The 21732-nt window shown below is 43.2% G+C and carries 23 protein-coding genes and 1 pseudogene; 13 read left to right on the forward strand and 11 right to left on the reverse strand.

All coding sequences use genetic code 11. The annotated features are described in order from the left end of the window. Nucleotides 1-92 precede the first annotated feature (92 nt). The 5 genes and pseudogenes from rpsF to B4G81_RS07470 all read left to right on the forward strand — a co-directional run bounded on the left by rpsF (nt 93) and on the right by B4G81_RS07470 (nt 1850). A complete protein-coding gene (gene rpsF, locus B4G81_RS07455) occupies nt 93-527 on the forward strand; it encodes a 30S ribosomal protein S6 (RefSeq protein ID WP_294081364.1) in 435 nt (144 codons plus the stop codon). A 3-nt stretch (nt 528-530) separates the two neighbouring features. Then, nucleotides 531-797: a 30S ribosomal protein S18 gene (gene rpsR, locus B4G81_RS07460; RefSeq protein WP_076931372.1), complete on the forward strand. Its 267-nt coding sequence runs from the start codon at nt 531-533 to the stop codon at nt 795-797. Between the two features lie 15 nt (nt 798-812). After that, entirely contained in the window at nt 813-1256 is a 444-nt protein-coding gene (gene rplI / locus B4G81_RS07465; RefSeq protein ID WP_294081365.1) for a 50S ribosomal protein L9, read from the forward strand. A 154-nt stretch (nt 1257-1410) separates the two neighbouring features. Then, nucleotides 1411-1566, forward strand: a pseudogene (locus tag B4G81_RS15315) (hypothetical protein); the annotation flags it as partial. A 152-nt stretch (nt 1567-1718) separates the two neighbouring features. Continuing rightward, nucleotides 1719-1850: a hypothetical protein gene (locus B4G81_RS07470; RefSeq protein WP_294081366.1), complete on the forward strand. Its 132-nt coding sequence runs from the start codon at nt 1719-1721 to the stop codon at nt 1848-1850. Nucleotides 1851-1869: 19 nt separating this feature from the next. On the opposite strand, the gene B4G81_RS07475 is transcribed toward B4G81_RS07470, so the two are convergent. From B4G81_RS07475 to pta, 3 genes are all read right to left on the reverse strand, one after another. Then, nucleotides 1870-3072 (reverse strand): acetate/propionate family kinase, encoded by a 1203-nt coding sequence (locus B4G81_RS07475; protein WP_294081367.1) that lies wholly within the window; start codon nt 3070-3072, stop codon nt 1870-1872. Between the two features lie 152 nt (nt 3073-3224). Next, nucleotides 3225-4202, reverse strand: coding sequence for a 3-hydroxyacyl-CoA dehydrogenase family protein (locus B4G81_RS07480; RefSeq protein WP_294081368.1), 978 nt, complete (start codon nt 4200-4202; stop codon nt 3225-3227). A gap of 9 nt (nt 4203-4211) precedes the next feature. Next, on the reverse strand, nt 4212-5225 hold the full coding sequence (gene pta, locus B4G81_RS07485; protein WP_294081369.1) for a phosphate acetyltransferase: 1014 nt from the start codon (nt 5223-5225) through the stop codon (nt 4212-4214). Between the two features lie 207 nt (nt 5226-5432). On the opposite strand from pta, the gene B4G81_RS07490 reads away from it, so the two are divergent. Genes B4G81_RS07490 through B4G81_RS07500 form a run of 3 tightly spaced genes read left to right on the forward strand, consistent with a single transcriptional unit; the run spans nt 5433 to nt 7057 of the window. Then, nucleotides 5433-6347 carry a DMT family transporter gene (locus B4G81_RS07490; protein WP_294081370.1) on the forward strand — a complete coding sequence of 305 codons (915 nt, stop codon included), beginning with the start codon at nt 5433-5435 and terminating at the stop codon, nt 6345-6347. 38 nt (nt 6348-6385) lie between these two features. Beyond that, nucleotides 6386-6715: a hypothetical protein gene (locus B4G81_RS07495; protein WP_294081371.1), complete on the forward strand. Its 330-nt coding sequence runs from the start codon at nt 6386-6388 to the stop codon at nt 6713-6715. Between the two features lie 6 nt (nt 6716-6721). Beyond that, on the forward strand, nt 6722-7057 hold the full coding sequence (locus B4G81_RS07500; protein ID WP_294081372.1) for a hypothetical protein: 336 nt from the start codon (nt 6722-6724) through the stop codon (nt 7055-7057). Nucleotides 7058-7345: 288 nt separating this feature from the next. Here B4G81_RS07500 and argH read toward each other — a convergent pair whose 3' ends face one another. From argH to B4G81_RS07540, 8 genes are all read right to left on the reverse strand, one after another. Further along, nucleotides 7346-8638 (reverse strand): argininosuccinate lyase, encoded by a 1293-nt coding sequence (gene argH, locus B4G81_RS07505; protein ID WP_294081373.1) that lies wholly within the window; start codon nt 8636-8638, stop codon nt 7346-7348. A 127-nt stretch (nt 8639-8765) separates the two neighbouring features. Next, entirely contained in the window at nt 8766-9830 is a 1065-nt protein-coding gene (locus tag B4G81_RS07510) for a M20/M25/M40 family metallo-hydrolase (protein WP_294081374.1), read from the reverse strand. Nucleotides 9831-9950: 120 nt separating this feature from the next. Further along, nucleotides 9951-10739, reverse strand: coding sequence for an acetylglutamate kinase (gene argB / locus B4G81_RS07515; protein WP_294081375.1), 789 nt, complete (start codon nt 10737-10739; stop codon nt 9951-9953). A gap of 53 nt (nt 10740-10792) precedes the next feature. Beyond that, nucleotides 10793-11746, reverse strand: a complete 954-nt coding sequence (locus tag B4G81_RS07520) for an N-acetylornithine carbamoyltransferase (RefSeq protein ID WP_294081376.1) — start codon at nt 11744-11746, stop codon at nt 10793-10795. After that, nucleotides 11743-12867, reverse strand: a complete 1125-nt coding sequence (locus B4G81_RS07525; RefSeq protein ID WP_294081377.1) for an aspartate aminotransferase family protein — start codon at nt 12865-12867, stop codon at nt 11743-11745. The genes B4G81_RS07520 and B4G81_RS07525 overlap by 4 nt, the downstream gene beginning before the upstream one ends. Before the next feature lie 89 nt (nt 12868-12956). Then, nucleotides 12957-13931 carry an N-acetyl-gamma-glutamyl-phosphate reductase gene (gene argC, locus B4G81_RS07530; RefSeq protein ID WP_294081378.1) on the reverse strand — a complete coding sequence of 325 codons (975 nt, stop codon included), beginning with the start codon at nt 13929-13931 and terminating at the stop codon, nt 12957-12959. After that, entirely contained in the window at nt 13924-15114 is a 1191-nt protein-coding gene (argG, locus tag B4G81_RS07535) for an argininosuccinate synthase (RefSeq protein WP_294081379.1), read from the reverse strand. Before argG ends, argC begins: the two co-directional genes overlap by 8 nt. Beyond that, on the reverse strand, nt 15111-15728 hold the full coding sequence (locus tag B4G81_RS07540; protein WP_294081380.1) for a GNAT family N-acetyltransferase: 618 nt from the start codon (nt 15726-15728) through the stop codon (nt 15111-15113). The genes argG and B4G81_RS07540 overlap by 4 nt, the downstream gene beginning before the upstream one ends. A 529-nt stretch (nt 15729-16257) precedes the next feature. Between B4G81_RS07540 and B4G81_RS07545 the strand changes: the two genes are divergently transcribed. The 5 genes from B4G81_RS07545 to B4G81_RS07565 all read left to right on the forward strand — a co-directional run bounded on the left by B4G81_RS07545 (nt 16258) and on the right by B4G81_RS07565 (nt 21731). Further along, the gene (locus tag B4G81_RS07545; RefSeq protein WP_294081381.1) at nt 16258-17589 is read left to right on the forward strand and encodes a KamA family radical SAM protein; all 1332 of its coding nucleotides are present in this window, start codon (nt 16258-16260) and stop codon (nt 17587-17589) included. Nucleotides 17590-17729: 140 nt separating this feature from the next. Continuing rightward, on the forward strand, nt 17730-18494 hold the full coding sequence (locus B4G81_RS07550; RefSeq protein ID WP_294081382.1) for a ParA family protein: 765 nt from the start codon (nt 17730-17732) through the stop codon (nt 18492-18494). A 25-nt stretch (nt 18495-18519) separates the two neighbouring features. After that, on the forward strand, nt 18520-19428 hold the full coding sequence (locus tag B4G81_RS07555) for a ParB/RepB/Spo0J family partition protein (protein ID WP_294081383.1): 909 nt from the start codon (nt 18520-18522) through the stop codon (nt 19426-19428). A gap of 6 nt (nt 19429-19434) precedes the next feature. Next, a complete protein-coding gene (locus B4G81_RS07560) occupies nt 19435-20202 on the forward strand; it encodes a DUF5683 domain-containing protein (protein WP_294081384.1) in 768 nt (255 codons plus the stop codon). A gap of 47 nt (nt 20203-20249) precedes the next feature. Further along, nucleotides 20250-21731, forward strand: a complete 1482-nt coding sequence (locus tag B4G81_RS07565) for a lytic transglycosylase domain-containing protein (RefSeq protein WP_294081385.1) — start codon at nt 20250-20252, stop codon at nt 21729-21731. Nucleotide 21732 lies beyond the last annotated feature (1 nt).

The following is a 21732-nucleotide window of genomic DNA, read 5'->3' on the forward strand; positions in this document are numbered from 1 at the left end:
AATTTATTATTTTCAGTGTTTGAAGTTTGGATATTTTATCGTATCTTTGCCGCTCAAAATTTTTTCAATAACGAATTAATAATTAAATTAGTATGAACAATTACGAAACCGTTTTCATTTTGACTCCCGTTTTGTCTGATGCTCAGATGAAGGAAGCGGTTGAAAAATTCAAATCCCTCCTTACGGATCAAGGGGCCGAAATTGTAAACGAGGAAGATTGGGGTTTACGCAAATTAGCATATCCCATCGACAAAAAGACGACAGGATTTTATAATTTCCTGGAGTTTAATGCCGATCCGTCGGTAATAGAAAAACTTGAAGTGAATTTCCGTCGTGACGAGCGTGTGATCCGTTTCTTGACTGTGAAACAGGATAAATTTGCGCTGGAATATGCTCAAAAGAGAAGAAACCACAAGGGAGGCAAGAGACATGAAGCACATGCCGCCGGTGAGACTGCAAAGACAGTAAGGAAAGAAAAAGCAGAAGCTGTGGAAGCGGAAGTAGAACTTAAAGAAAAGGAGGACTAAGAAATGGCTAAACAGACAGAAATCAGATATCTTACCCCGCTATCGGTGGATGTGAAGAAGAAAAAATATTGCCGTTTCAAGAAAAATGGCATCAAGTATATTGACTATAAAGATCCTGAATTCCTGAAGAAGTTCCTGAACGAACAGGGAAAGATTTTGCCGAGAAGGATTACGGGTACTTCGTTGAAGTTTCAACGACGAATCGCACAAGCAGTGAAGAGAGCGCGTCATATAGCTTTGCTTCCATACGTAACCGATTTAATGAAATAAAAAGGAGGAAGAAAAATGGAAGTAATTTTAAAAGAAGATATACAGAGTTTAGGCTACAAGGATGATGTGGTGAATGTAAAAAAAGGGTATGCCCGTAATTTCCTTATTCCCCAGGGTAAGGCAGTTATCGCCACTGAATCTGCCAAAAAAGTGTTGGCTGAGAACCAGAAACAACGTGCCCATAAATTGGCACAAATGAAGGCGGACGCACAAGCCCTTGCCGAAAAAATAGAAGGTGTTACCTTGACTATCGGTGCAAAGACCAGTTCTACCGGCACTATTTTTGGTTCGGTCACCAGTATTCAGGTTTCTGATGCATTGAAAGAAAAAGGTTTTGAAGTAGACAGGAAGCTGATCGTGATCAAAGACCAAGTGAAAGAGGTAGGAAATTACAATGCAGTGGTAAGATTGCACAAGGAAGTTTCAGTAGATGTTCCTTTTGAGGTGATTGCTGAATAAGAATTTGCACATCATATATGAAAGAGCTTCGGAATTTTCCGAAGCTTTTTTTATACACTTTCTTTGCATAGCTTTGCCTGATCAATATAGATCAATCTTGCGAGACATACACTACATATTGCTTATCTCCTTGTTTTGATGTGTCTATCGAGAACAGGAACGGGGCCACCTTGCCATAGCCGAATATAAACGTGCGTTGGAATTGGCTCAGCTTCACAACGATGATGAGAAACAAGCTCTGGTGTTTTATAATATGGGCGGGCTTTATTTTGATAAAAGAGCTTTCCGCCAAGCGTCGGATTATTATCAACAGTCAGTTGATAAATATGTAAATAATCCCGCTAAAGAACTTGTGAGTTTACATCGTGTTGCACAATCCTCTCTGTTGTCCGGTAATGCCGACAGTTCATTGGTATATAGCAAAGAGGAAAAGAATTGGCTCGCAGTACGGGTAATAAAAGAATGGAAGCGAAATTTATCAATGATATGGCTATTGTCCTTTTTGATGAAGAAAAGTATCCTGAAGCGATCACCCTGCTACACCAATTCCGCAAGATTAATCCCGATACAGTTCATTTCACAGGTATCCTATAAATAAGGGTAGTGTATACTTTTATCCTTTCTCCAAAATCTTTATCGTATCGTTGGCGATCGTCAACTCTTCATCGGTGGGGATGATAACTACTTTTACTTTGGAAGAGGGTTTGCTGATTACTGCTTCTTTGCCGTGGACGGCGTCGTTCAGTGCTTCATCCAGTTCAATTCCCATATATTCCATATTTCGGCAGACATCCCTTCTGGTGACAGCCTGATTTTCTCCTACACCTCCGGTGAATACCAGAATATCCACTCCTCCCAGTACGGCTGCATAAGAGCCGATATATTTCTTGATACGATAGTTGTAGGTCTCCATCGCCAGGGCTGCACGCTCATTTCCACTTTCAATGGCGGCACTGATTTCCCGCATATCGGAAGATATTCCTGAAATACCGAGCACTCCCGAGAATTTATTCAACAAGGTGGATATCCCATTGGTGCCCATGTGTTCTTTCTCCATAATGTAGGAGATGGCGCCGGGATCCACGTCGCCCGAACGGGTGCCCATGATTAAACCTTCTACGGGGGTCATCCCCATGCTGGTGTCCATGGACTTCCCGTTTTTGATGGCGGTAACCGATCCACCGTTACCGATATGGGCGGTAATGATGCGTTGCTCTTCGTAGGGGACACCCAGGAACTCGCATACCCTTTCCGAGACATAGCGGTGACTGGTGCCATGGAATCCGTAGCGGCGAATACCATATTTTTCGTACAACGAATAGGGTATTCCGTACATGTAGGCATAATCGGGCATGGTCTGATGGAAAGCAGTGTCGAAAACGCCTACCTGGGGAGTTTCCGGCATCAGCTCCTGAATGGCGTAAATACCTTTCAGGTTGGGAGGATTATGCAGAGGAGCCAACTCAATGCATTCATTCAATATCTCAATCACTTCGTCGGTAATGAGTACACTCTCGTTAAAACGTTCGCCGCCGTGCACTACCCTGTGTCCTACAGCCTCTATTTCGTCCAACGATTGAATGCAACCATATTTTTCACTCAGCAGTACACCCAGGATATATTCAATGCCGGCACGATGCTCCAGAATCTCCCCTTCTAAAATAACTTTCTGTCCGTCGGCAAGTGTGAACTTAAGGAAAGAACCCTTCATCCCGATTTTTTCTACACCGCCCTGGGCAATCACCTCTTTGCTCTCCATTTCGAAAAGCTTGTATTTGATGGATGAACTTCCGCAGTTTAGGACTAATATTTTCATCTTATTTATTCTTTATGTCGTCAAAATAGTCCCGACTTTCAGTCTAGGTTGACTTTGTCCATTTTCTGTCGTCACTCGGCATAGAACAAGTAAACTTGACTCTGCACTCGTTCCTAAGAAAATTCTTGGATCTTGACTCTTGGTTCTTTTAATTAAACAATATTTTTATTGAAGGAAACGGGGTTTCCGTCATTATCATAAATATAGAATCCCTTACCGGTACGGACCCCCAATTGGTTGGACCGGTACAGCTTCCATAGAATAGGATTGGGCTTGTAATGCTTCACCCCGAAATCGTTGAACATAGCTTCCATAAGGGTGACAAGCCGTTCGATACCGACGATGTCAGCCATTCGGAAAATCCCGTACCGTTGTCCGTAGATGATAGTGAAAGTCTCTTCAATATCTTCTATTGAACTAACCCTTTCCAGCAGGATCTGGCATGCCTCATTCAGCATGACCCCCAGCATCCGCAGGCTTACGTTACCATTGCTTTCATTGATGCGATGGGGTTTGTATTTGATCAGTCTGGCAAAGACCTCCATCTTGTGATAAACCTCTTCCGAGGTGTACATACCACTCACGATTTCCAGAATGCGGGCATCGGGATGTGACACGGGGAAGTAAAGGCTCACACAGCGTTCCTTATGATCGAGGTCGGCAGCTAATTCGCTAATAATCACTGTGGATCCGTTGGATGCAATAATGGCATCTACATCGAGAATCTCTTCCAGTCGTTTGAAGATATTTTTTCGCAACGGAGTACTGCGCCGGCCGCTTTCTGAGTACCGGGTGCATTCAATAACCAAATCGCAGCCTTTAAAATCTTCATATACAAGAGTGGGCGTGATACGGTTCATGATGATCTTTTTTTCTGAAGGTGTCAACCCCCAGCTGCTAATCTTCTGATCCATGACTTTTTGTAATTCTCCCATCACGTAATCGATCCGTTCTTGTGACTCATCCAGAAAAACTACTTCCATGCCGGCTGTAGCGGCCATGTTGATGATGGTTCTACCCTCTTTGCCGGCACCGACTACTCCGATCTTTGAAAATAACTGTTTCTTCTTACTTTCGGATGAAATCGTAAGCCCGTATTTATCAATAGGTTCTATGATTATTTCGCTCATATCCGGAGACTATTTGTTTTGTTTTAACCCGATAGCCTGGTTGGCTGTGATGGCTACCATATTATAAATATCTTCTACTGAACAACCCCGTGAAAGATCATTTACCGGAGCAGCCATCCCTTGCAGCACCGGTCCGACGGCTTCTGCATTGCCCAATCTCTGTACCAGCTTGTAACCGATATTTCCCGCTTCGAGCGTAGGAAAAACCAATATATTGGCTTTTCCAGCGATGGGGCTTCCCGGGGCTTTGCTTGCACCGACAGAGGGAACAATGGCAGCATCTGCCTGCAGCTCCCCGTCAATTTGTAATTCCGGATTGTTCTCTTTGACGATGCGGGTCGCTTCACGAACCTTGTCTACCATCTCATGTTCGGCACTTCCCTTGGTGGAGAAACTAAGCATAGCTATGTGCGGCTCCACGTTCACCATGCTCCTCATCGTTTGTGCCGAGGCAATAGCGATGGATGCCAACTCTTCTGCATTTGGATTGGGCATCACGGCACAGTCGGCAAAGAGGAGCAGGCCATTCTCCCCATATTGTGGCGTTTGGGTGAACATGATAAAAGCACCCGATACAACTTTTACGCCGGGTGAAGTCTTGATAATCTGCAAGGCCGGCCGGAGTACGTCGCCTGTCGTGTTTTTTGCCCCGGCTATCTCACCGTCTGCATCGCCCGCTTTGATCATAAGACAACCCAGATATAGCGGATCCTCCACCAGTTGGGATGCTTGTTCATAAGTCATTCCTTTCTTTTTACGCAATTCTGTAAGGAGTTGAGTATAAATCTCTTTTTTATCATGTTCTTTTGGGTCTATGATTTTAGCCTTTCCGATATGAAGAAGGCCCAACTCTTTTGCAACTTTCTGTATTTCAGTAGTACTTCCCAATAGGATGATTTTCGCTACGCCGTCGCGAAGCAGTCGATCGGCTGCTGCGAGAGTCCGTTGTTCGGTGCCTTCAGGAAAAACGATACGCTGTATGTTCTCTTTAGCTCTTTTGATCAGATCATCAAGTAAGTTCATTGTAAAAAGTATGTTTTGGTCTTTTAATTCTTATCAATTTTCGATTGCAGAATATCCAACATTTCCGGCAAAAGTACAAAAAAAAGAGCATATAGAATAACAAAATGTCAATTGTTTTTGGATATGAAAACTTGTATGTTACCTTTGTTCTTTTAGGGGAAAGAAGGGGTGGTGGATTTGATAATTAGTAATTAATTAAGCAAAAGGATGAAACCGTTGAAAAGAGAAGTGGCGGCGTATGCAGGTCTCACGTTGATGACTGTGATTATCGGGTTTTCTTTTATCTTTGTCAAGATCGCATTGCGTCATGCATCCACCACTGATTTGTTGGCACATCGATTTACAGCAGCCACAGTAGGCTTGTTGTGTTTTTACTTGTTCCGGCAAAAGGGATGGCCTGAACTTGGCGGGAAAAAGATGCTTCCCTTGCTTGTGACATCCCTTTTTTATCCGTTGCTGATGTTTTCGATGCAGACGGTGGGGTTACAATTTACTACTGCATCCGAAGCCGGCATTTTATCGGCGACCACTCCCATCTTCACGATTATCCTTGCGGCACTGTTCCTTAAAGAGAGAAGCTCATTTTGGCAAATCATCTTTGTGCTATTATCAGTGGGAGGAATTGCCTACATCATGTACAAAAATGGATTAGGGGAAATAAGCAGTGAGACGTTGAAAGGTGATTTTTTTATCTTATTGTCTGTGGTATCGATGGCTATCTATTTTGTGTTGGGCAGGAAAGTCACCCAGCAGTTCGATGCCATGGATATTACTTTTTTCATGACGGTGGTTGCTTGCGTTGTATTCAACCTGCTTGCGGTAACAGATCACCTGAATTCAGGCACGTTACCGCTTTATTTTGATGCTTTCAAAAATATCGACTTTTTATGGACCATACTTTATCTGGGAGTGCTTTCTTCGTTCCTGACTTCATTCCTCACGAACAACGCTTTGAAGGTGATTCCGGCGTCGCAGGTCTCGATCTTCAATAACTTCAGCCCTGTGATAGCCGTTTTCGCCGGGGTGCTATTTTTGAATGAAACGCTCCATCTTTATCATATTATCGGAGGCATCATGGTACTGGTAGGAATTATCGGTGTGAATCTGTTAAAGAAGAAATGAGGTTTAGATTACTTGAAAAATAGATTAAATATAAAGAAATGATGAAAAATTGTCCAAACTGCAATGCTGAAGTTGAAAATAACTTCGAGTTATGTTGGAACTGTAATTACAGTTTTAATGAACAAAGAATAGTTGATATCAAAGACATGGATGATGGGGGAAGATTGATTGACTGCTTAAGGTGTCATGTGCCTATGCTGTTTTCAGGAAAGTTCAAATTTCATGAGGGAACCAGAATGGGGATTTTAGGAGATTTATTTGAGATTTTTGTGAATCGGGAAGCATTTGACTTATATGTATGTCCCAAATGTGGCAAGGTGGAGTTCTTTGCCCCGCTTGATAATAGCGGGTATAAATTTGATGAATAAAATAAATTGAATGAAGACATTAAGATTGGGAGCTCTAATGTATTAGCCTTTAGAGGCTATAGTTATACCAGTATATTGGTTGATATGAAAAGTGAAAAGCGAGTTGCTTCCGCAAAAGAGAAAGATCAGGAAGTAATTCAACAATTGATTCGTCGGGTGATTAAGTGGGCTGATGAGGAGAGTTCATTGAGTTACCTGCCAACACGTAAGAATGATACTGCCCGTTTCCACTTGGGGCTTGATATGGATGAACACAGTAGAAGTCTAAAAAAAATGGAGGATACCAATTTTTTTTCAAAAGAGTTTTTAGATAATTACGATAAAATTCATCGGAACTATTGAACGTATGTTGAAAATTAAAGCTTGATAAAGATCAGCGTGTTGAGAAAGTAACAAGAAATGGGTTAAGCCCATATATTGGTCCCCAAATTTTAAATGAGGTGAAATATGTCTAAGGAACCGATTAATCCATGATTATATGGGTTAAACTATTTGATTTTCTGGGATGTGATAAGAAATAAGATACCTGAATTATATGAGCAGATAGTGGAAGTGGTTGATAAAGAGTAAGACACAATATTGACTGCTGCCAGGGTAAGTATCCCCATACTACTTATATCCATGAAGTTATTAGATGGGGGCTGAAGCTTTTTCCATTTTCTTTTTGATCTCTTTAGTGCAGAGGTTGCCGATGCTGCCGGGGTGGGTGTGATGCACTTCTTTGGGTGCATGGAAAGTACCTGCCTGTACCTCTTTCCCTACTTGCTGATAGGCTTCGCGGAACGGGATGCCCTGCAATACGCGGTTGTTTACTTCTTCTACGGTGAAGAGGTATTCATACCGTGGGTCGGAGAGGATATTTTTGTTGACGGATATATTCTCAAGCATGAAACAGGTCATTTGTAAAAGCTTATGGAGCGTTTCCAGTGCGGGGAATAGTACTTCTTTCAATAATTGGTAATCGCGATGGTATCCATGGGGCATATTGGTGGTCATCAGCGTGATTTCATTGGGCAGGCTTTGCAGTCGGTTGCTATGACCCCGTATCAATTCCCATACGTCGGGATTTTTCTTGTGTGGCATAATACTCGACCCGGTGGTCAATGCATCGGGATAGGAGATAAAACCATAATTTCCTGAAAGATACATGCAGTTGTCGGCGGCCAGTTTATTGAGTGTGAAGGCGATATTGGACATGCTTTGTGCGAGGATACGCTCGGTCTTGCCGCGTCCCATCTGTGCGGCGACCACATTGTAATTCAGGGAGGCAAAACCCAATTCCCGGGTGGTCATCTCCCGATTCAGTGGGAAGGAACTGCCATAACCTGCCGCGGACCCGAGGGGATTTTGATCGGCCACTTGCCATGCTGCGGCAAGTGTATGCATATCGTCCACCAATGTTTCGGCATAAGCGCCAAACCATAACCCGAAAGAGGAGGGCATCGCCACCTGTCCGTGCGTATAACCGGGTAATAATACCTCTTTATGTTGTTCACTAAGGGATTGCAACAAGTCAAACAAAGCCAGGACCTCTTCTTTGATCTGTAGGATCTCCTCTTTGAGATACAGCTTGATATCGACCAATACCTGGTCATTGCGGGAGCGGCCGGAATGGATCTTTTTGCCCATCTCACCCAATCTCTCTGTCAGCATGGCTTCTACTTGTGAATGGATATCCTCGGCGTCATCGTCAAGCTTGAAATTGCCTTGTTCAACCTCCCTCAGGATGTTTTTCAATTCAGCTCTCAACGCCTTTTCTTCTTCCACCTCCAGAAGGCCGATCCCGACCAGCATCCTGATATGTGCCATTGATCCCAGAATATCATGTTTGGCCAAACGTAAGTCGAGTTCGCGGTCGTTCCCCACGGTGAATTCTTCTACTTTTTTGTTGGCATCAAAGCCTTTATCCCATATTTTTGCCATCTCTTTTTCTTTTATGTTTTTTATTGCCTGTCCGAAACTGCATTTTTTCGTATAATCTCGTATAACCTCAGACAGCCTTGCATAATTGGTTGCAAATTTACATTTCTTTTCGGGGAGTTGAAAGTGATTATTGTTGTTCAGCCAATTTTTCTATAAAATGGATGTATCCCTCAATTCCCTGTTGCAATTCTTTGATCCTCACAAACTCGTCAGGACGATGGGATCGTTCTGATTCTCCCGGTCCCATTTTCAGGGCCGGGCAGGTAATTCGCATCCAATCGGAAGTAGTAGGGGAGGTGTAGCTTTCAATACCTAATTGTTGTACGCACAGCAGCAACGGATGACCAGTAGGTGTGGCCGAACTTCTATTGGTTAGTGACCGTGCTTTCAGTTCACTTTTCACTATAGGCCGGAGGATCTCCATGATTTCGCTGTTGGTGTACATCTCTGTCGGACGGATATCCACCACGAAGCTACACCGGTCGGGAACTACATTGTGTTGTCTACCTGCATTGATCTGGGTGACAGTCAATTTCACTTCTCCCATTGTGAGTGATATTTTACTGAACTTCGTCGATCTAAGTATGTTGATATCATCGATCGCAATGTAAAGCGCGTTCACTCCCTCATTACGGGCAGCATGTCCGCTTACCCCTTTCGCTTCTCCGTCGATCACCAGTAGTCCCCTTTCGGCTATGGCAGCCTTCATGCCGGTTGGTTCACCGATAATAGCCATACTTACTTCTTCGGAGAGATGTTGCCAAAGCAATCTCATCCCGTCGGTACCGGAATTCTCTTCCTCTGCCGACAATGCCAACAAGAGGTTGAAAGGTAATTCCTTCTCGTAAAAGTATAAAAATGTTTGTAATAATGTGACTACACTGGCGCCCGCGTCATTACTGCCCAACCCGTAGACATGAGTATTGGAACGGGGTGGGGTAAACGGATCGAAAGTATATCCGGTATTCGGGCGTACGGTGTCGAGATGCGAGTTTAGCATTAACGTTGGTTTTGATATGTTGTGATGAAGTTGGCGAACAATCAAGTTATTGCCGATGCGTTCTATGGAAATTCCTCTTTCACTGAAATATCCTGTCAGAAAGTTACTCCGAGGGCCTTCCTCTCCGGAGAATGATTGTATAGAAACCAGTTTTCTCAGCAACTCAACTGCGTTTTGTATATAAGAATCCATTAAGAAATTAAAAAATTAAAAGTTAAAAGTGATATCCGGAATAAGACTTTATTAATTGACAATGAATTCTTCATTTCTCAATTTCAGACTTCTCCTTTAATTTGACACATCAGTAAATCATCACATTAAACTCGTCCCTTTTCCGGATAACAGGTTTTTTGCATGTAATACCACTACTTGTGATACGCCATTGTTGATCGCCTTGAAAGAGTTATCCAATTTGGGAATCATTCCATCCACGATAATACCCTGTTGTTTATAAACCGCATATTCTTCCCTATTCATGGTAAGTATCAGACTGTCCGGATCGTTTACATCCCCTAATACACCCTCTTTTTCAAAGCAATAATAGATCGTAACATTATATTTTTCCGAGAGCGCTGTAGCTACCGTATAGGCGATGGTGTCGGCGTTGGTGTTCAACAGTGAGCCGTTCTCGTCATGAGTAATAGCACAAAAAACGGGAGTAATATTGCTTTCGATCAATTTTGATATGAAGCCGGTATTGGTTTTATCCGGATCGGGATCGCCGACAAAACCAAAGTCGACGGGCACAGAGGAGCGTCGTATTGCCGGGATAGTGTTGGCATCCGCCCCTGAAAGGCCGAGAGCGTTGCAGCCTATTTTTTGCAGTAATGCCACTATATTTTTATTACCCCATCCGGCATATACCATTGTGACTACTTTAAGCGTTTCTTCGTCGGTAATACGTCGTCCGTTTAACATTTTTGTCTCTATGCCGAGTTGTTTTGCCATCTTTGAAGCCATCACTCCTCCACCATGAACCAGTAGTTTATGTCCATCCAATTGGTGAAAGTCATACAGGAAGGATTCCAATGCTGCCGGATTATCTACTATATTTCCACCGATTTTTACAATCGAAAGGGTTGCTTTTTTATTCTCTGCCATCTTTTTGTTAAATCGTTAAATCAACAAATCACATCAGTAAATCATTACATTAACTACAGTCCCAGTAATATCTCTTTCAGTACCACTTGGGCCGAAACCACGCGGTTGGCTGCTTCAGGAATTACTATCGATTGTGGGCTGTCGATCACTTCGTCACTGACGATCATATTACGTCGTACCGGCAGGCAGTGCATGAAATATGCATTATTGGTCAGTGCCATTTTTTTTCGGTCTACTGTCCACGTGCGATCGGTGCTTAATATCTTTCCGTAGTTTGGATCCTTGAAAGCTGCCCAGTTCTTCGCATAGATAAAATCGGCATCTTTGTATGCCTTCTCCCTATCATATTCCACCATGGCATTGCCAACGAATTTCTCGTCCAACTCATATCCGACGGGATGGGTGATCACGAAGTCATATCCGGTGGCGTTCATCCACTCGGCAAATGAATTGGGAACTGCCTGGGGCAGTGCCCTGGGATGAGGAGCCCAGGTGAGTACCACTTTCGGCTTTTCCGTTTTTTTATATTCCTCTATCGTGATCAAGTCGGCAAAACTTTGTAACGGGTGGCGGGTGGCTGCTTCCATACTGAATACCGGTTTTCCGGAATATTGGATGAACTGATTCAGGATAACCTCGTTATAATCAGATGCTTTATCTTCGAACTGGGCAAATGAGCGCACTCCAATCACGTCGCAGTAGGATCCCATTACCGGAATTGCTTCAAGGATATGTTCCGGTTTATCGCCATCCATAATAACACCCTTTTCGGTCTCTAATTTCCATGCACCCTGATTGATGTCGAGCACGATCACGTTCATCCCCAGGTTGAGCCCTGCTTTTTGGGTGCTCAAACGTGTACGCAGGCTCGAGTTGAAAAAAATCATCAATAAAGTCTTGTTTTTGCCCAACTCCTGGTCGGCAAAAGGATTTTCTTTGACCTGCCTGGCTTTTTCGAGTGCACTCTTCAGGTTACCGATGTCGTGTACGGATATGAAGTTCCTCATATTAATTTCTTTTTTAGTTCGGTGATGAAAAAATCAACGTCTTCTTTTGATATCGAGAGTGGCGGTAATAGTCGCATTACATTATTCTTTGCCCCTCCGGTAAAGATATGACTTTCGAAGAGAAGTTGGTTGCGGATATCTGCAAATTCAGGGAGAAACTCTATGCCGAGCATCAATCCCTGCCCACGAAGTTCTGTAATGCCCTCAATTTCTGATAACTTATGCCGGAGATAACTACCCACCTTTTCTGCGTTTTTTACCAGTGACTCTTCTTTTATGATATTGAGCACCGCAATGGCTGCTGCACAGGCAAGATGGTTTCCTCCAAAGGTGGTGCCGAGTATTCCTTTTTTTGCTTCGAATTTGGGAGAGATCAGCACGCCTCCGATTGGAAAACCGTTTCCCATCCCTTTGGCTATCGTGATTAAGTCGGGTCGTATGCCGGCTGATTGATGAGCAAAGAACTGGCCACTACGACCATATCCCGACTGTATTTCATCGAGGATTAATATTACATCATTCTCGCTGCAGAGGGATGATAATTGCTGCAAAAATAAATTTTCGGGGGTATAGATACCTGCAACTCCGAGGATACCCTCGATAATGACAGCGGCGACATTCCCCTTGTTGATTTCGGTGGCTACCGCTTCTATATCGTTGAGCGGAACAAAAGTAACTACATGTCCTTTATTATAAGGAGCCTGGATAGCCGGGTTGTCCGTGACTGCCACTGCTCCCGAGGTGCGTCCGTGGAACGCACCTCGAAAAGCGATCACACGTTTCTTTCCAGTATGAAAAGAGGCCAGTTTTAATGCATTCTCGTTGGCTTCAGCACCGGAGTTACAAAGAAATAGTGAATAATCGGAATAACCGGATTGTTCACCCAGTTTATTAGCCAGTTCCAGCTGTAAAGAGTTCTGTACCGAGTTGGAGTAGAATCCGATCTTCTCTATCTGATGCTGTAACGTTTCTACATAATGAGGGTGAGAGTGTCCGATGGAAATGACAGCATGTCCCCCATAAAGATCCAGGTATTCCGTTCCTTCATTGTCCCATACATGGCAACCTTTACCCTGTACAGGCTCAATATCCCACAAACTATATACGTCGAATAGGTTCATCCTTTTAAGTTAAAAATAAAAAATTAAATCCGAGACAAGATAAAATTGATTTGTAGATTAGCTGATTAAATTATCATTACATCATTACATCAGAACGCGTTTCCCTTCAATCGCAACCCCGTTGTTTCATCCAACCCGAACATCAGGTTCATGTTCTGCACAGCCTGTCCTGATGCTCCTTTTACTAGATTATCAATGATAGAGGTGATATGGATATAGCCGTTATGGAATTCGATATGCAATAGACCTTTATTGGTATTTACCACCTCTTTCAGACTGATAGCTTGTTGAGATATGAACACGAACGGGGAGGATCGATAGTATCCTTTATATAGATCGATTACTTCCGGTTCAGGCAGAGAGCCGTTCCATTTCGTATAGACACTGGCAAAAATACCACGGGTGAAATCACCCCGCATTGGCACAAAGTTGACCTGTGGCAGATTATTATTCCCTGCGCTTTTCAATGTATTACCGATCTCTTCCAGATGTTGATGCGTGAAGGGTTTATATACTGAAATATTATTGTCACGGTAGCTGAAATGCGTAGTGTCACCCGGTTTTTTTCCTGCGCCGGTAGAACCTGTAATGGCATGCACATGTATTTCTTCTTTCAACAGATTCCGGGATGCCAAGGGCAATAGCGCCAGCATAATCGTCGTGGCGAAACAGCCTGGGTTGGCTACATTCATAGCGGTACGGATCTGTTCCCGGTTTTGTTCGCAGAGTCCAAATACAAAATGCCGGTTATTGAACACCGGATTATTACGGAAATCATTGCCAAGGTCAATAATCCTGCATGATGAGGGAATATTATTATCACTTAGAAAAGCCCGTGATAACCCATGTCCCAGACAAAGGAATATCACATCGGGTTGATGGAAGGTTTCGCTGAAGACCAGATTTGTGTCGCCCAACAAGTCACGATGTATTTCCGCTACCGGCGTTCCCACCGATGTAGTGCTAATCACCGACTCTATGTTTACTTCAGGGTGATGGAGCAGGATACGGAGCAGTTCTCCTGCTGTATACCCTGTTCCGCCGGCTATGCTTACATTAATCATTGTCGTGAATTGTATAATAAATTTTCAACGGGTTGGCGATTACTTTTGTGAATCCTACTACATCCTGGCCGGAGAATGATTTGTTGATCTCTCCGTATTCGCCGAATTTGGAATTCATCAGGTCGTATTCGCTGGAACATCCCAATACAGCGAAGTGATAAGGACGTAATTCTATTTCTACTTCACCCGTTACATAATGCTGGGTGTCGTTAAGGAATGTCTCGATATTGCGCATTACCGGTTCAAGGTATTGTGCCTCATGCATCAGTTGACCGTACCAATTGGCGAGCTGCTCTTTCCAATAGAGTTGTTGTTTGGTCAGTACATGTTTTTCCAACAGGTGATGCGCCTTGACGATGATCAGTGGAGCCGGAGCTTCAAAAGCGACACGTCCTTTGGTCCCGATAATGGTATCGCCCACATGTACATCACGCCCGATACCATATTTCGAAGCAATCTTGTGTAACGTATGGATTAATGCAACGGGAGCCATCTTTTCACCATTGAGCGCGATCGGTTCGCCTTTTTCAAATTTTAAAGTGATGCGTTTCGTTCCCCTGTCGGTTACCTGTGAGGGATATGCCTCTTCGGGCAGTACGCCGGACGATTTCAGTGTTTCCACGCCTCCTACGCTGGTTCCCCAGATTCCCTGGTTAATGGAATATTTCGATTTTTCCCATGAAAAGTCGAACCCTTTTTCTTTCAGGTAATCAATCTCCTGTTGACGGGAAAGGCATAACTCACGGATCGGTGCAATAATCTGTACTTCCGGTGCCAATACTTCAAATACCAGGTCGAACCGTACCTGGTCATTCCCGGCACCCGTACTCCCATGTGCCACGAAATCAGCACCTACTTCCTTTACATGATCCAGTATTGCCATTGCCTGAAAGAAACGCTCGGAACTGACTGATAACGGATAGGTGTTATTTTTTAATACATTCCCAAAAATGAGGTATTTGATGCCTCTGCTATAATAGTCATCCACAGCATCGATGCAAGTGTGGGTGGAGGCGCCCAATTGTAATGCACGTGCTTCGATTGACTTTGCTTCTTCGTTTGAAAAACCGCCTGTGTTCACAATAACGGTATGTACTTCCAGTCCTTTTTCATTGATCAGCCAAGGCACACAAAACGAGGTGTCGAGGCCTCCACTAAACGCTAATACTACTTTTTTCTTCATTTTTTATGTAATTTATTGGTTTTTTTTATTTTGATGACCGGTTTTACCACCTTCTTTGCGAAAGGGCTAGCCTGCATCGCCGGCTGTACCTTAGGATCGTAGAGTAAACCTGTGCAGAGGCACATCCTGTAGTTATTACGTTGAAGGATATCAAAATTCCTGCATCCCTGACATCCTTTCCAGAACTCTTCGTCATCGGTCAATTCAGAAAATGTGACAGGCTTGAATCCCAGTTCTGTATTCATTTTCATTACTGCCAGACCGGTCGTGATGCTGAATATTTTGGCATTCGGATAGAGTTTACGGGAAAGATCAAAAATTTTTCTTTTGATTTTCTTGGCCAGTCCCTGGTTACGATAATCGGGATGTACTACCAGTCCGGAATTAGCTACAAAACGCTTGTGACTAAAAGTTTCGATATAGGCAAAGCCCACTAGCTTATCACCATCGAGGGCGATCACCGCTTTGCCTGCTTCAATCTTTTCAGCTACATACTCAGCACTGCGTTTGGCAATACCTGTGCCGCGTGCTTGTGCAGACTCGTAAATAAGATCGCAAATCTCTTGCGCATAGTCTACGTAGCCGCTATTGGCAATATGAATAATTACATTCATCCTAAAACAATAAAATAATTAGAGAGTTGATTGTAAAGTGTTGCCCCGAGGGCAAAAAGATAAAAGGGGAAAGGTGCGGAACCCGAAGTTCACGCATAATTCAAAAGCATCGTCGGACTAAGACTGCTGCTTGGGGATAGTGGATATGTGAAAAGTATATCTTCATCAGGCTGCAAAAGTAATCATTATATTTGTATTTGTTACTCTTTTCTGTGAAAAACTTACTAAAATCAGACTATTTCAGTCCTTTTGCATTATTTTTATGCCTGACATCGGCTTTGATGCATTCAAATGAATGAGAAATTTATTTCTACCCATTACTTAACGAAATAATTGTTTTTTTCTTTATAAACGGCAAACTGTTTTTTTATTTCCACAAAAAATACAAAAATGTATTAATTGAGTTGTCTTTTTGATACTTTTGTCTTATTTTTGCATAGTTGGAACTGCAATCTAGACCTCACTTCCCGTTTCGCGGGCACTTATTTACTTCCTGTGGTTCACCAAGCAGAACATAATTCAAATTGATATGGAAAATAAAAAGTATAGAAATTTCATTTTGCGTAATTATAATGATTTACCTCAATTGAGTGCCTTATCCGATCAGGAAAGGGAGGCAATAGGTGTTGTGGGCAGGGTGCTGCCTTTTAAGGCAAATAATTATGTGGTGGAGGAATTGATTAACTGGAACAATGTGCCGGAAGATCCTATTTTTACGCTCACTTTTCCACGGGAGGAAATGCTCTCGAAAACCCATTATGCGCAGGTGAAGAAGTTGATTGATGCGGGGGATGATACGGCATTAAAACAAAAAGTATACGATATCAGGATGAAGTTGAACCCCAATCCGGCAGGACAGGAGCATAATGTGCCGACGGTAGACGGGGTAAAATTACATGGTATGCAGCATAAATATCGGGAAACGGTCCTTTTCTTTCCCAGTCAGGGACAGACCTGTCATGCTTATTGTACTTTCTGTTTCCGTTGGCCGCAATTTTCAGGTATGAATGAGTTAAAATTTGCGATGAAAGAAGCTGCTTTGCTTCACAAGTACCTGCTGAAACATCCCAAAGTATCGGACGTCCTTTTTACAGGCGGTGATCCGCTGACGGCAAAGGCCAGTATTATGGCAACCTATATCGAGCCGCTTCTGACAAAAGAGTTCTCTCATATCCGGAATATCCGTATCGGGTCGAAGACTTTGGCTTACTGGCCATACCGGTTTCTGACAGACAAAGATGCAGACGATATGTTGCGTTTGTTTGAGAAGGTGAAAAAGGCTGGTAAGCACCTTGCTTTCCAGGGGCACTTTAACCATCCGGTAGAACTTTCAACCGACGCAGTGCAACAAGCTATCCAGAGAATACTCAATACCGGAGCACAGATTAGGACCCAGTCGCCTTTACTGCGTCATATCAATGATAATCCCCAGACATGGGCTAATATGTGGAAAGAGCAGGTCAGGCAAGGTTTGATACCTTATTATATGTTTGTAGCACGGGATACCGGTTCCAAAACTTTCTTTGAAGTGCCGCTGGAAAAAGCATGGAATATTTTCAGGAAGGCTTATCGTAGTGTGAGCGGTATTTGCCGTACTGTCCGCGGACCCAGTATGAGTGCCAATCCGGGAAAGATACAAATCCTGGGTGTGACAGAGGTAAACGGGGAGAAAGTGTTTGTGTTGCGTTTTCTTCAGTGCCGTAATCCAGACTTGGTGGATATACCTTTCTTTGCGAGATACGATAAAAAAGCGACATGGTTTGATGAACTCTCTCCGGCGTTTGGAGAGAAAGAATTTTTCTTCCAGAAAGATAATCTGTTGGGAAGGCATGAAAGAGATGATGATTTTATGTGGGAATAGAGGCTGAATTCATTCCTTTTTTTCTATTTATCAACAAAAAACTCAATGTTTTAAATAATTAACATTGAATTCGCTGATTTATTACTTATTTTGTTGGTTTGAAACGAGCATGACAACTGTTGTATGAAAATAGAAACACTATGGGTCGAATTATAGCTCTGGCAAATCAGAAGGGAGGAGTGGGGAAAACTACCACCACAATTAATCTTGCAGCATCGCTTGCCGCATTGGAAAAAAAAGTATTGGTTGTTGATGCCGATCCTCAGGCGAATGCTTCCTCGGGATTAGGCCTTGACATTAAAAAGGTAACCAACACCATTTATGAAGGCCTGATTGGTAAGTGTACCCCCGAAGAAGCGGTACAGCATACTCCATTCGAAAATATCGATATCATCTCCTCTCATATCAACCTGGTAGGCGCTGAGCTGGAAATGGTACAGATGGAAACCAGGGAGAAGAGATTGAGAAATCTTTTGCATCCGGTAAGTGATCGGTATGACTTTATCCTGATAGATTGTTCCCCCTCATTGGGCATTATTACGGTAAATGCACTTACCGCTGCCGATTCGGTCCTGATTCCCGTGCAATGCGAGTATTTTGCACTGGAAGGATTGAGCAAGTTATTGAATACAATAAAGATTATTAAGTCAAAACTGAATACGAAGCTCGAGATAGAGGGTTTTGTCCTTACGATGTATGATTCCCGGTTGCGTCTTCATAACCAAATCTACGAAGAGGTGAAGCATCACTTCAAAGAATTGGTATTTACCACGGTTGTGCAGCGTAATATTACCCTCAGCGAATCACAGAGTCATGCCAAACCGGCACTCATGTACGATGCCGATTCACGTGGGGCGACAAATCATATACAGCTTGCACAGGAATTGATAGAAAAAAATTCGTAACTTTGTATTCCTTACGGTATAGATTATGGCGAAAAAGAATGCATTAGGACGGGGATTGGATGCTCTGATCACCTTTAATGACGGTGAGACTCAAGGCTCTTCTTCCATCAGTGAGGTGGACCTTGACAAGATTGTTCCTAACCCGGATCAACCACGTAGGGCATTCGATGAGGAGGCCCTGCGGGAATTGGCGATATCCATCGGGTCGATTGGTGTAATTCAACCTGTCACATTAAGGAAATTAGAAGATGATACCTACCAGATCATTGCCGGTGAACGTAGGTATCGTGCTTCTCAGATAGCCGGATTGGACACTATCCCGGCTTATATCAAGACAGCCGACAATGAAGAGATGATGGAGATGGCGCTGATTGAAAATATTCAGCGTGAGGATCTGAATTCTATTGAAATTGCCCTGGCATATCAGAATTTGATTGACTCCCTGTCCCTTACCCAGGAGCAATTGAGCGAGAGGGTAGGTAAGAAACGTACCACTGTTACCAATTACCTGCGCTTGTTAAAACTTCCGGCCGAGGTGCAGATGGGGGTAAAAAATAAAAAGATCGACATGGGGCATGCACGTGCTTTGATCACCATGAACGATCCGGTGAAGCAACTTTCATTATATAACCTCATCCTTGAAGAAGGATTGTCGGTACGGAAAGTGGAGTCGATAGTGAAAGGTTTAGAAGAAGGCATATCTATTGAACAATTGAATGGTGCCGGCAGCAAAAAAAACAAAACTACGAAGACTTCTGCTACACAACAATTGTCTGACGACTTTGATGCGTTAAAACAACATCTCTCCTCCTATTTCCAGACTGATGTGCAATTCAGTTGCAACAAGCGAGGGAAAGGGAAGATTACCATTCCTTTTGATTCTACGGAGGATCTGGAGCGTCTTATTGTTATGTTTGATAAAATGCAAAAATAATCGCCGATGATGAATGTGCCCGGAATCATTATTTGTCTGTTGATCCTCTTTAGTACGGTTAATGCCCAGGCGCAGATCCAGTCACTGCAACAGTTGCAGGACTCTATTCCCGTATTGGTGGAAGATTCCACGCTCTTGCAGGCGACTGATTCCGTCTCGATAAATGCGAAAGATAGTAAACAAGAAACCGGGAAACAAGATTCTGTCCTGACAAAAAAGGATAAACTACCCGTTGAAATTACTTCCGATAAATTTTTCGCTCCTTCCTATATGTTTAGCCCTTCTCCGCGTAAAGCGGTTATTTATTCGGCTCTCTTTCCCGGCCTGGGGCAGATTTATAACCGTAAGTACTGGAAACTGCCTATCTTGTATGGTGGTGTTGCAGGGTTAACCTATGCTATCACATGGAATAATGGGTATTATCAATATTATCTGGGAGGCTATAAAGATATTATGGATGATGATCCCGCAACTAACCGCTGGCATAGCATGTTGCCCTATGGACAGGATCCGGAGACGGCAAATATCCAGCAGATTACAAGTGTCTTACAACGGCAGAAAGACCGTTATCGCTATTATAGGGATTTGAGTATTATCATCACATTTGGTGTTTATTTGATTACCATCATAGATGCCTATGTAGATGCACAGTTATTCGATTTTAATATGAGCCCCGATTTATCAATGCGTATGACCCCTGTGATTATCAGGGAAGAGCGGGGTAATAAACTTGGAAGTTCGTCCTACGGATTACAGTGGAGTTTTAATTTTTAGCAGTAAGAACATCACCCGCTCATCTTCTGAGTGGGTAATTATTTGGTATGAAAAGAATTATTTTGATTGTATTGATAACTGTATGGTATGGATTAAGCCTTACAGGACAGGAAATCTCGCCAGGCGAAACAAAAAATATTGATGATAACGCAATCGTTTATCCCGAAAGTATGACGGAAAAACTGAGCGATTTGTTGCGCAATTGGCAACTTGACCTTTCGAATGCTGAGATCGATTGCAAAAGGGGACAAAATGTAACCTTCCACGATTCAATTTATACTAAGAGACTACACAATCTGCCCTCCGAGATGGAACTTTCATTCAATAGCGTAGTCAAGAATTATATAGAGATGTACGCTGTGCGGAAAAGAGAACAGGTCGGGTATATGCTGGCACTGGGCGACTATTATTTCCCGATGTTTGAGCAAGCATTAGACAGGTATGGACTTCCATTGGAACTAAAATATCTGCCTGTGATTGAGTCTGCTCTGAACCCTGTGGCGGTTTCCCGTGCCGGTGCTACAGGGTTGTGGCAGTTTATGCTGCGTACAGGAAAAGGCTATGGGTTAGAAGTGAACAGCCTTGTAGATGAAAGGCGCGATCCCTATAAGTCTACAGATGCAGCTGCGCGTTATCTGAAGGATTTGTATGCCATTTATGGCGACTGGAATCTGGTGATAGCCGCCTATAATTGTGGTCCCGGAAATGTAAATAAAGCCATTGCCCGAAGTGGAGGCAAACACGACTATTGGGAAATTTACTACCGCTTGCCGAGGGAAACGAGAGGATATGTGCCGGCATTTATTGCAGCCAACTATATTATGCATCATTACACAGATCATAATATCTGTCCGGCCTATTCTCCTTCGCTGACTACCGTTGCGATAGATACAGTGCATGTAAAAGAACGGATGCACCTCGAACAGGTTGCCGGAGTCCTGGATGTGCCATTGAGCGAACTGCAGAGATTGAACCCTCAATTCCGGAAAGATGTGATACCGGGTGATTTCAAACCGTATGCCTTGGTATTACCATCGGAAAAAATGTATGCTTTTATTGATAAAAACGATACCATCCTGAATTATCAGAAAGATCGTTACCTTACCCACAGGGCCACGACAGATGCTTTTCTGGATGGTTCTGTCTCAGCGGGATCGGGAAATACAGCCGATATCTATTATCGTGTAAAGAAAGGTGATAACCTCTCCACGATCGCCCGAAGGCATGGTACCACAGTAGCGCGGCTTAAATCATGGAATGGACTTCGTTCCAGTAATCTTAGTATAGGAAAACAGTTGATTGTAGGCAAAAAGAGGACACCTGCACCCCCACCGGCAGATAAAAACGAACTTTCATCTGGATCAGCGGTTGAGACTGAATCAGAACTCGAATTGGAAGCCGGAACCCGGGAGTACAACCGTAACAAAACGTCGGGGGGAAATGACATCATTTCCTCTTATTTGAAAAGCCAGATTGAAAAAGCTGAACAGAGGAATATAATGGAAAAAGAGGAAGGCTCCGCTGAATAAA

Origin of the sequence: Proteiniphilum sp. UBA5384 (assembly GCF_002410825.1) — a bacterium.
Lineage (GTDB): Bacteria > Bacteroidota > Bacteroidia > Bacteroidales > Dysgonomonadaceae > Proteiniphilum.

Coding starts and splice junctions, on each gene's coding strand:
- rpsF (WP_294081364.1), top strand. CDS start 93: ATGAACAATTACGAAACCGTTTTCATTTTGACTCCCGTTTTGTCTGAT.
- rpsR (WP_076931372.1), top strand. CDS start 531: ATGGCTAAACAGACAGAAATCAGATATCTTACCCCGCTATCGGTGGAT.
- rplI (WP_294081365.1), top strand. CDS start 813: ATGGAAGTAATTTTAAAAGAAGATATACAGAGTTTAGGCTACAAGGAT.
- B4G81_RS07470 (WP_294081366.1), top strand. CDS start 1,719: ATGGAAGCGAAATTTATCAATGATATGGCTATTGTCCTTTTTGATGAA.
- B4G81_RS07475 (WP_294081367.1), bottom strand. CDS start 3,072: ATGAAAATATTAGTCCTAAACTGCGGAAGTTCATCCATCAAATACAAG.
- B4G81_RS07480 (WP_294081368.1), bottom strand. CDS start 4,202: ATGAGCGAAATAATCATAGAACCTATTGATAAATACGGGCTTACGATT.
- pta (WP_294081369.1), bottom strand. CDS start 5,225: ATGAACTTACTTGATGATCTGATCAAAAGAGCTAAAGAGAACATACAG.
- B4G81_RS07490 (WP_294081370.1), top strand. CDS start 5,433: ATGAAACCGTTGAAAAGAGAAGTGGCGGCGTATGCAGGTCTCACGTTG.
- B4G81_RS07495 (WP_294081371.1), top strand. CDS start 6,386: ATGATGAAAAATTGTCCAAACTGCAATGCTGAAGTTGAAAATAACTTC.
- argH (WP_294081373.1), bottom strand. CDS start 8,638: ATGGCAAAAATATGGGATAAAGGCTTTGATGCCAACAAAAAAGTAGAA.
- B4G81_RS07510 (WP_294081374.1), bottom strand. CDS start 9,830: ATGGATTCTTATATACAAAACGCAGTTGAGTTGCTGAGAAAACTGGTT.
- argB (WP_294081375.1), bottom strand. CDS start 10,739: ATGGCAGAGAATAAAAAAGCAACCCTTTCGATTGTAAAAATCGGTGGA.
- B4G81_RS07520 (WP_294081376.1), bottom strand. CDS start 11,746: ATGAGGAACTTCATATCCGTACACGACATCGGTAACCTGAAGAGTGCA.
- B4G81_RS07525 (WP_294081377.1), bottom strand. CDS start 12,867: ATGAACCTATTCGACGTATATAGTTTGTGGGATATTGAGCCTGTACAG.
- argC (WP_294081378.1), bottom strand. CDS start 13,931: ATGATTAATGTAAGCATAGCCGGCGGAACAGGGTATACAGCAGGAGAA.
- argG (WP_294081379.1), bottom strand. CDS start 15,114: ATGAAGAAAAAAGTAGTATTAGCGTTTAGTGGAGGCCTCGACACCTCG.
- B4G81_RS07540 (WP_294081380.1), bottom strand. CDS start 15,728: ATGAATGTAATTATTCATATTGCCAATAGCGGCTACGTAGACTATGCG.
- B4G81_RS07545 (WP_294081381.1), top strand. CDS start 16,258: ATGGAAAATAAAAAGTATAGAAATTTCATTTTGCGTAATTATAATGAT.
- B4G81_RS07550 (WP_294081382.1), top strand. CDS start 17,730: ATGGGTCGAATTATAGCTCTGGCAAATCAGAAGGGAGGAGTGGGGAAA.
- B4G81_RS07555 (WP_294081383.1), top strand. CDS start 18,520: ATGGCGAAAAAGAATGCATTAGGACGGGGATTGGATGCTCTGATCACC.
- B4G81_RS07560 (WP_294081384.1), top strand. CDS start 19,435: ATGATGAATGTGCCCGGAATCATTATTTGTCTGTTGATCCTCTTTAGT.
- B4G81_RS07565 (WP_294081385.1), top strand. CDS start 20,250: ATGAAAAGAATTATTTTGATTGTATTGATAACTGTATGGTATGGATTA.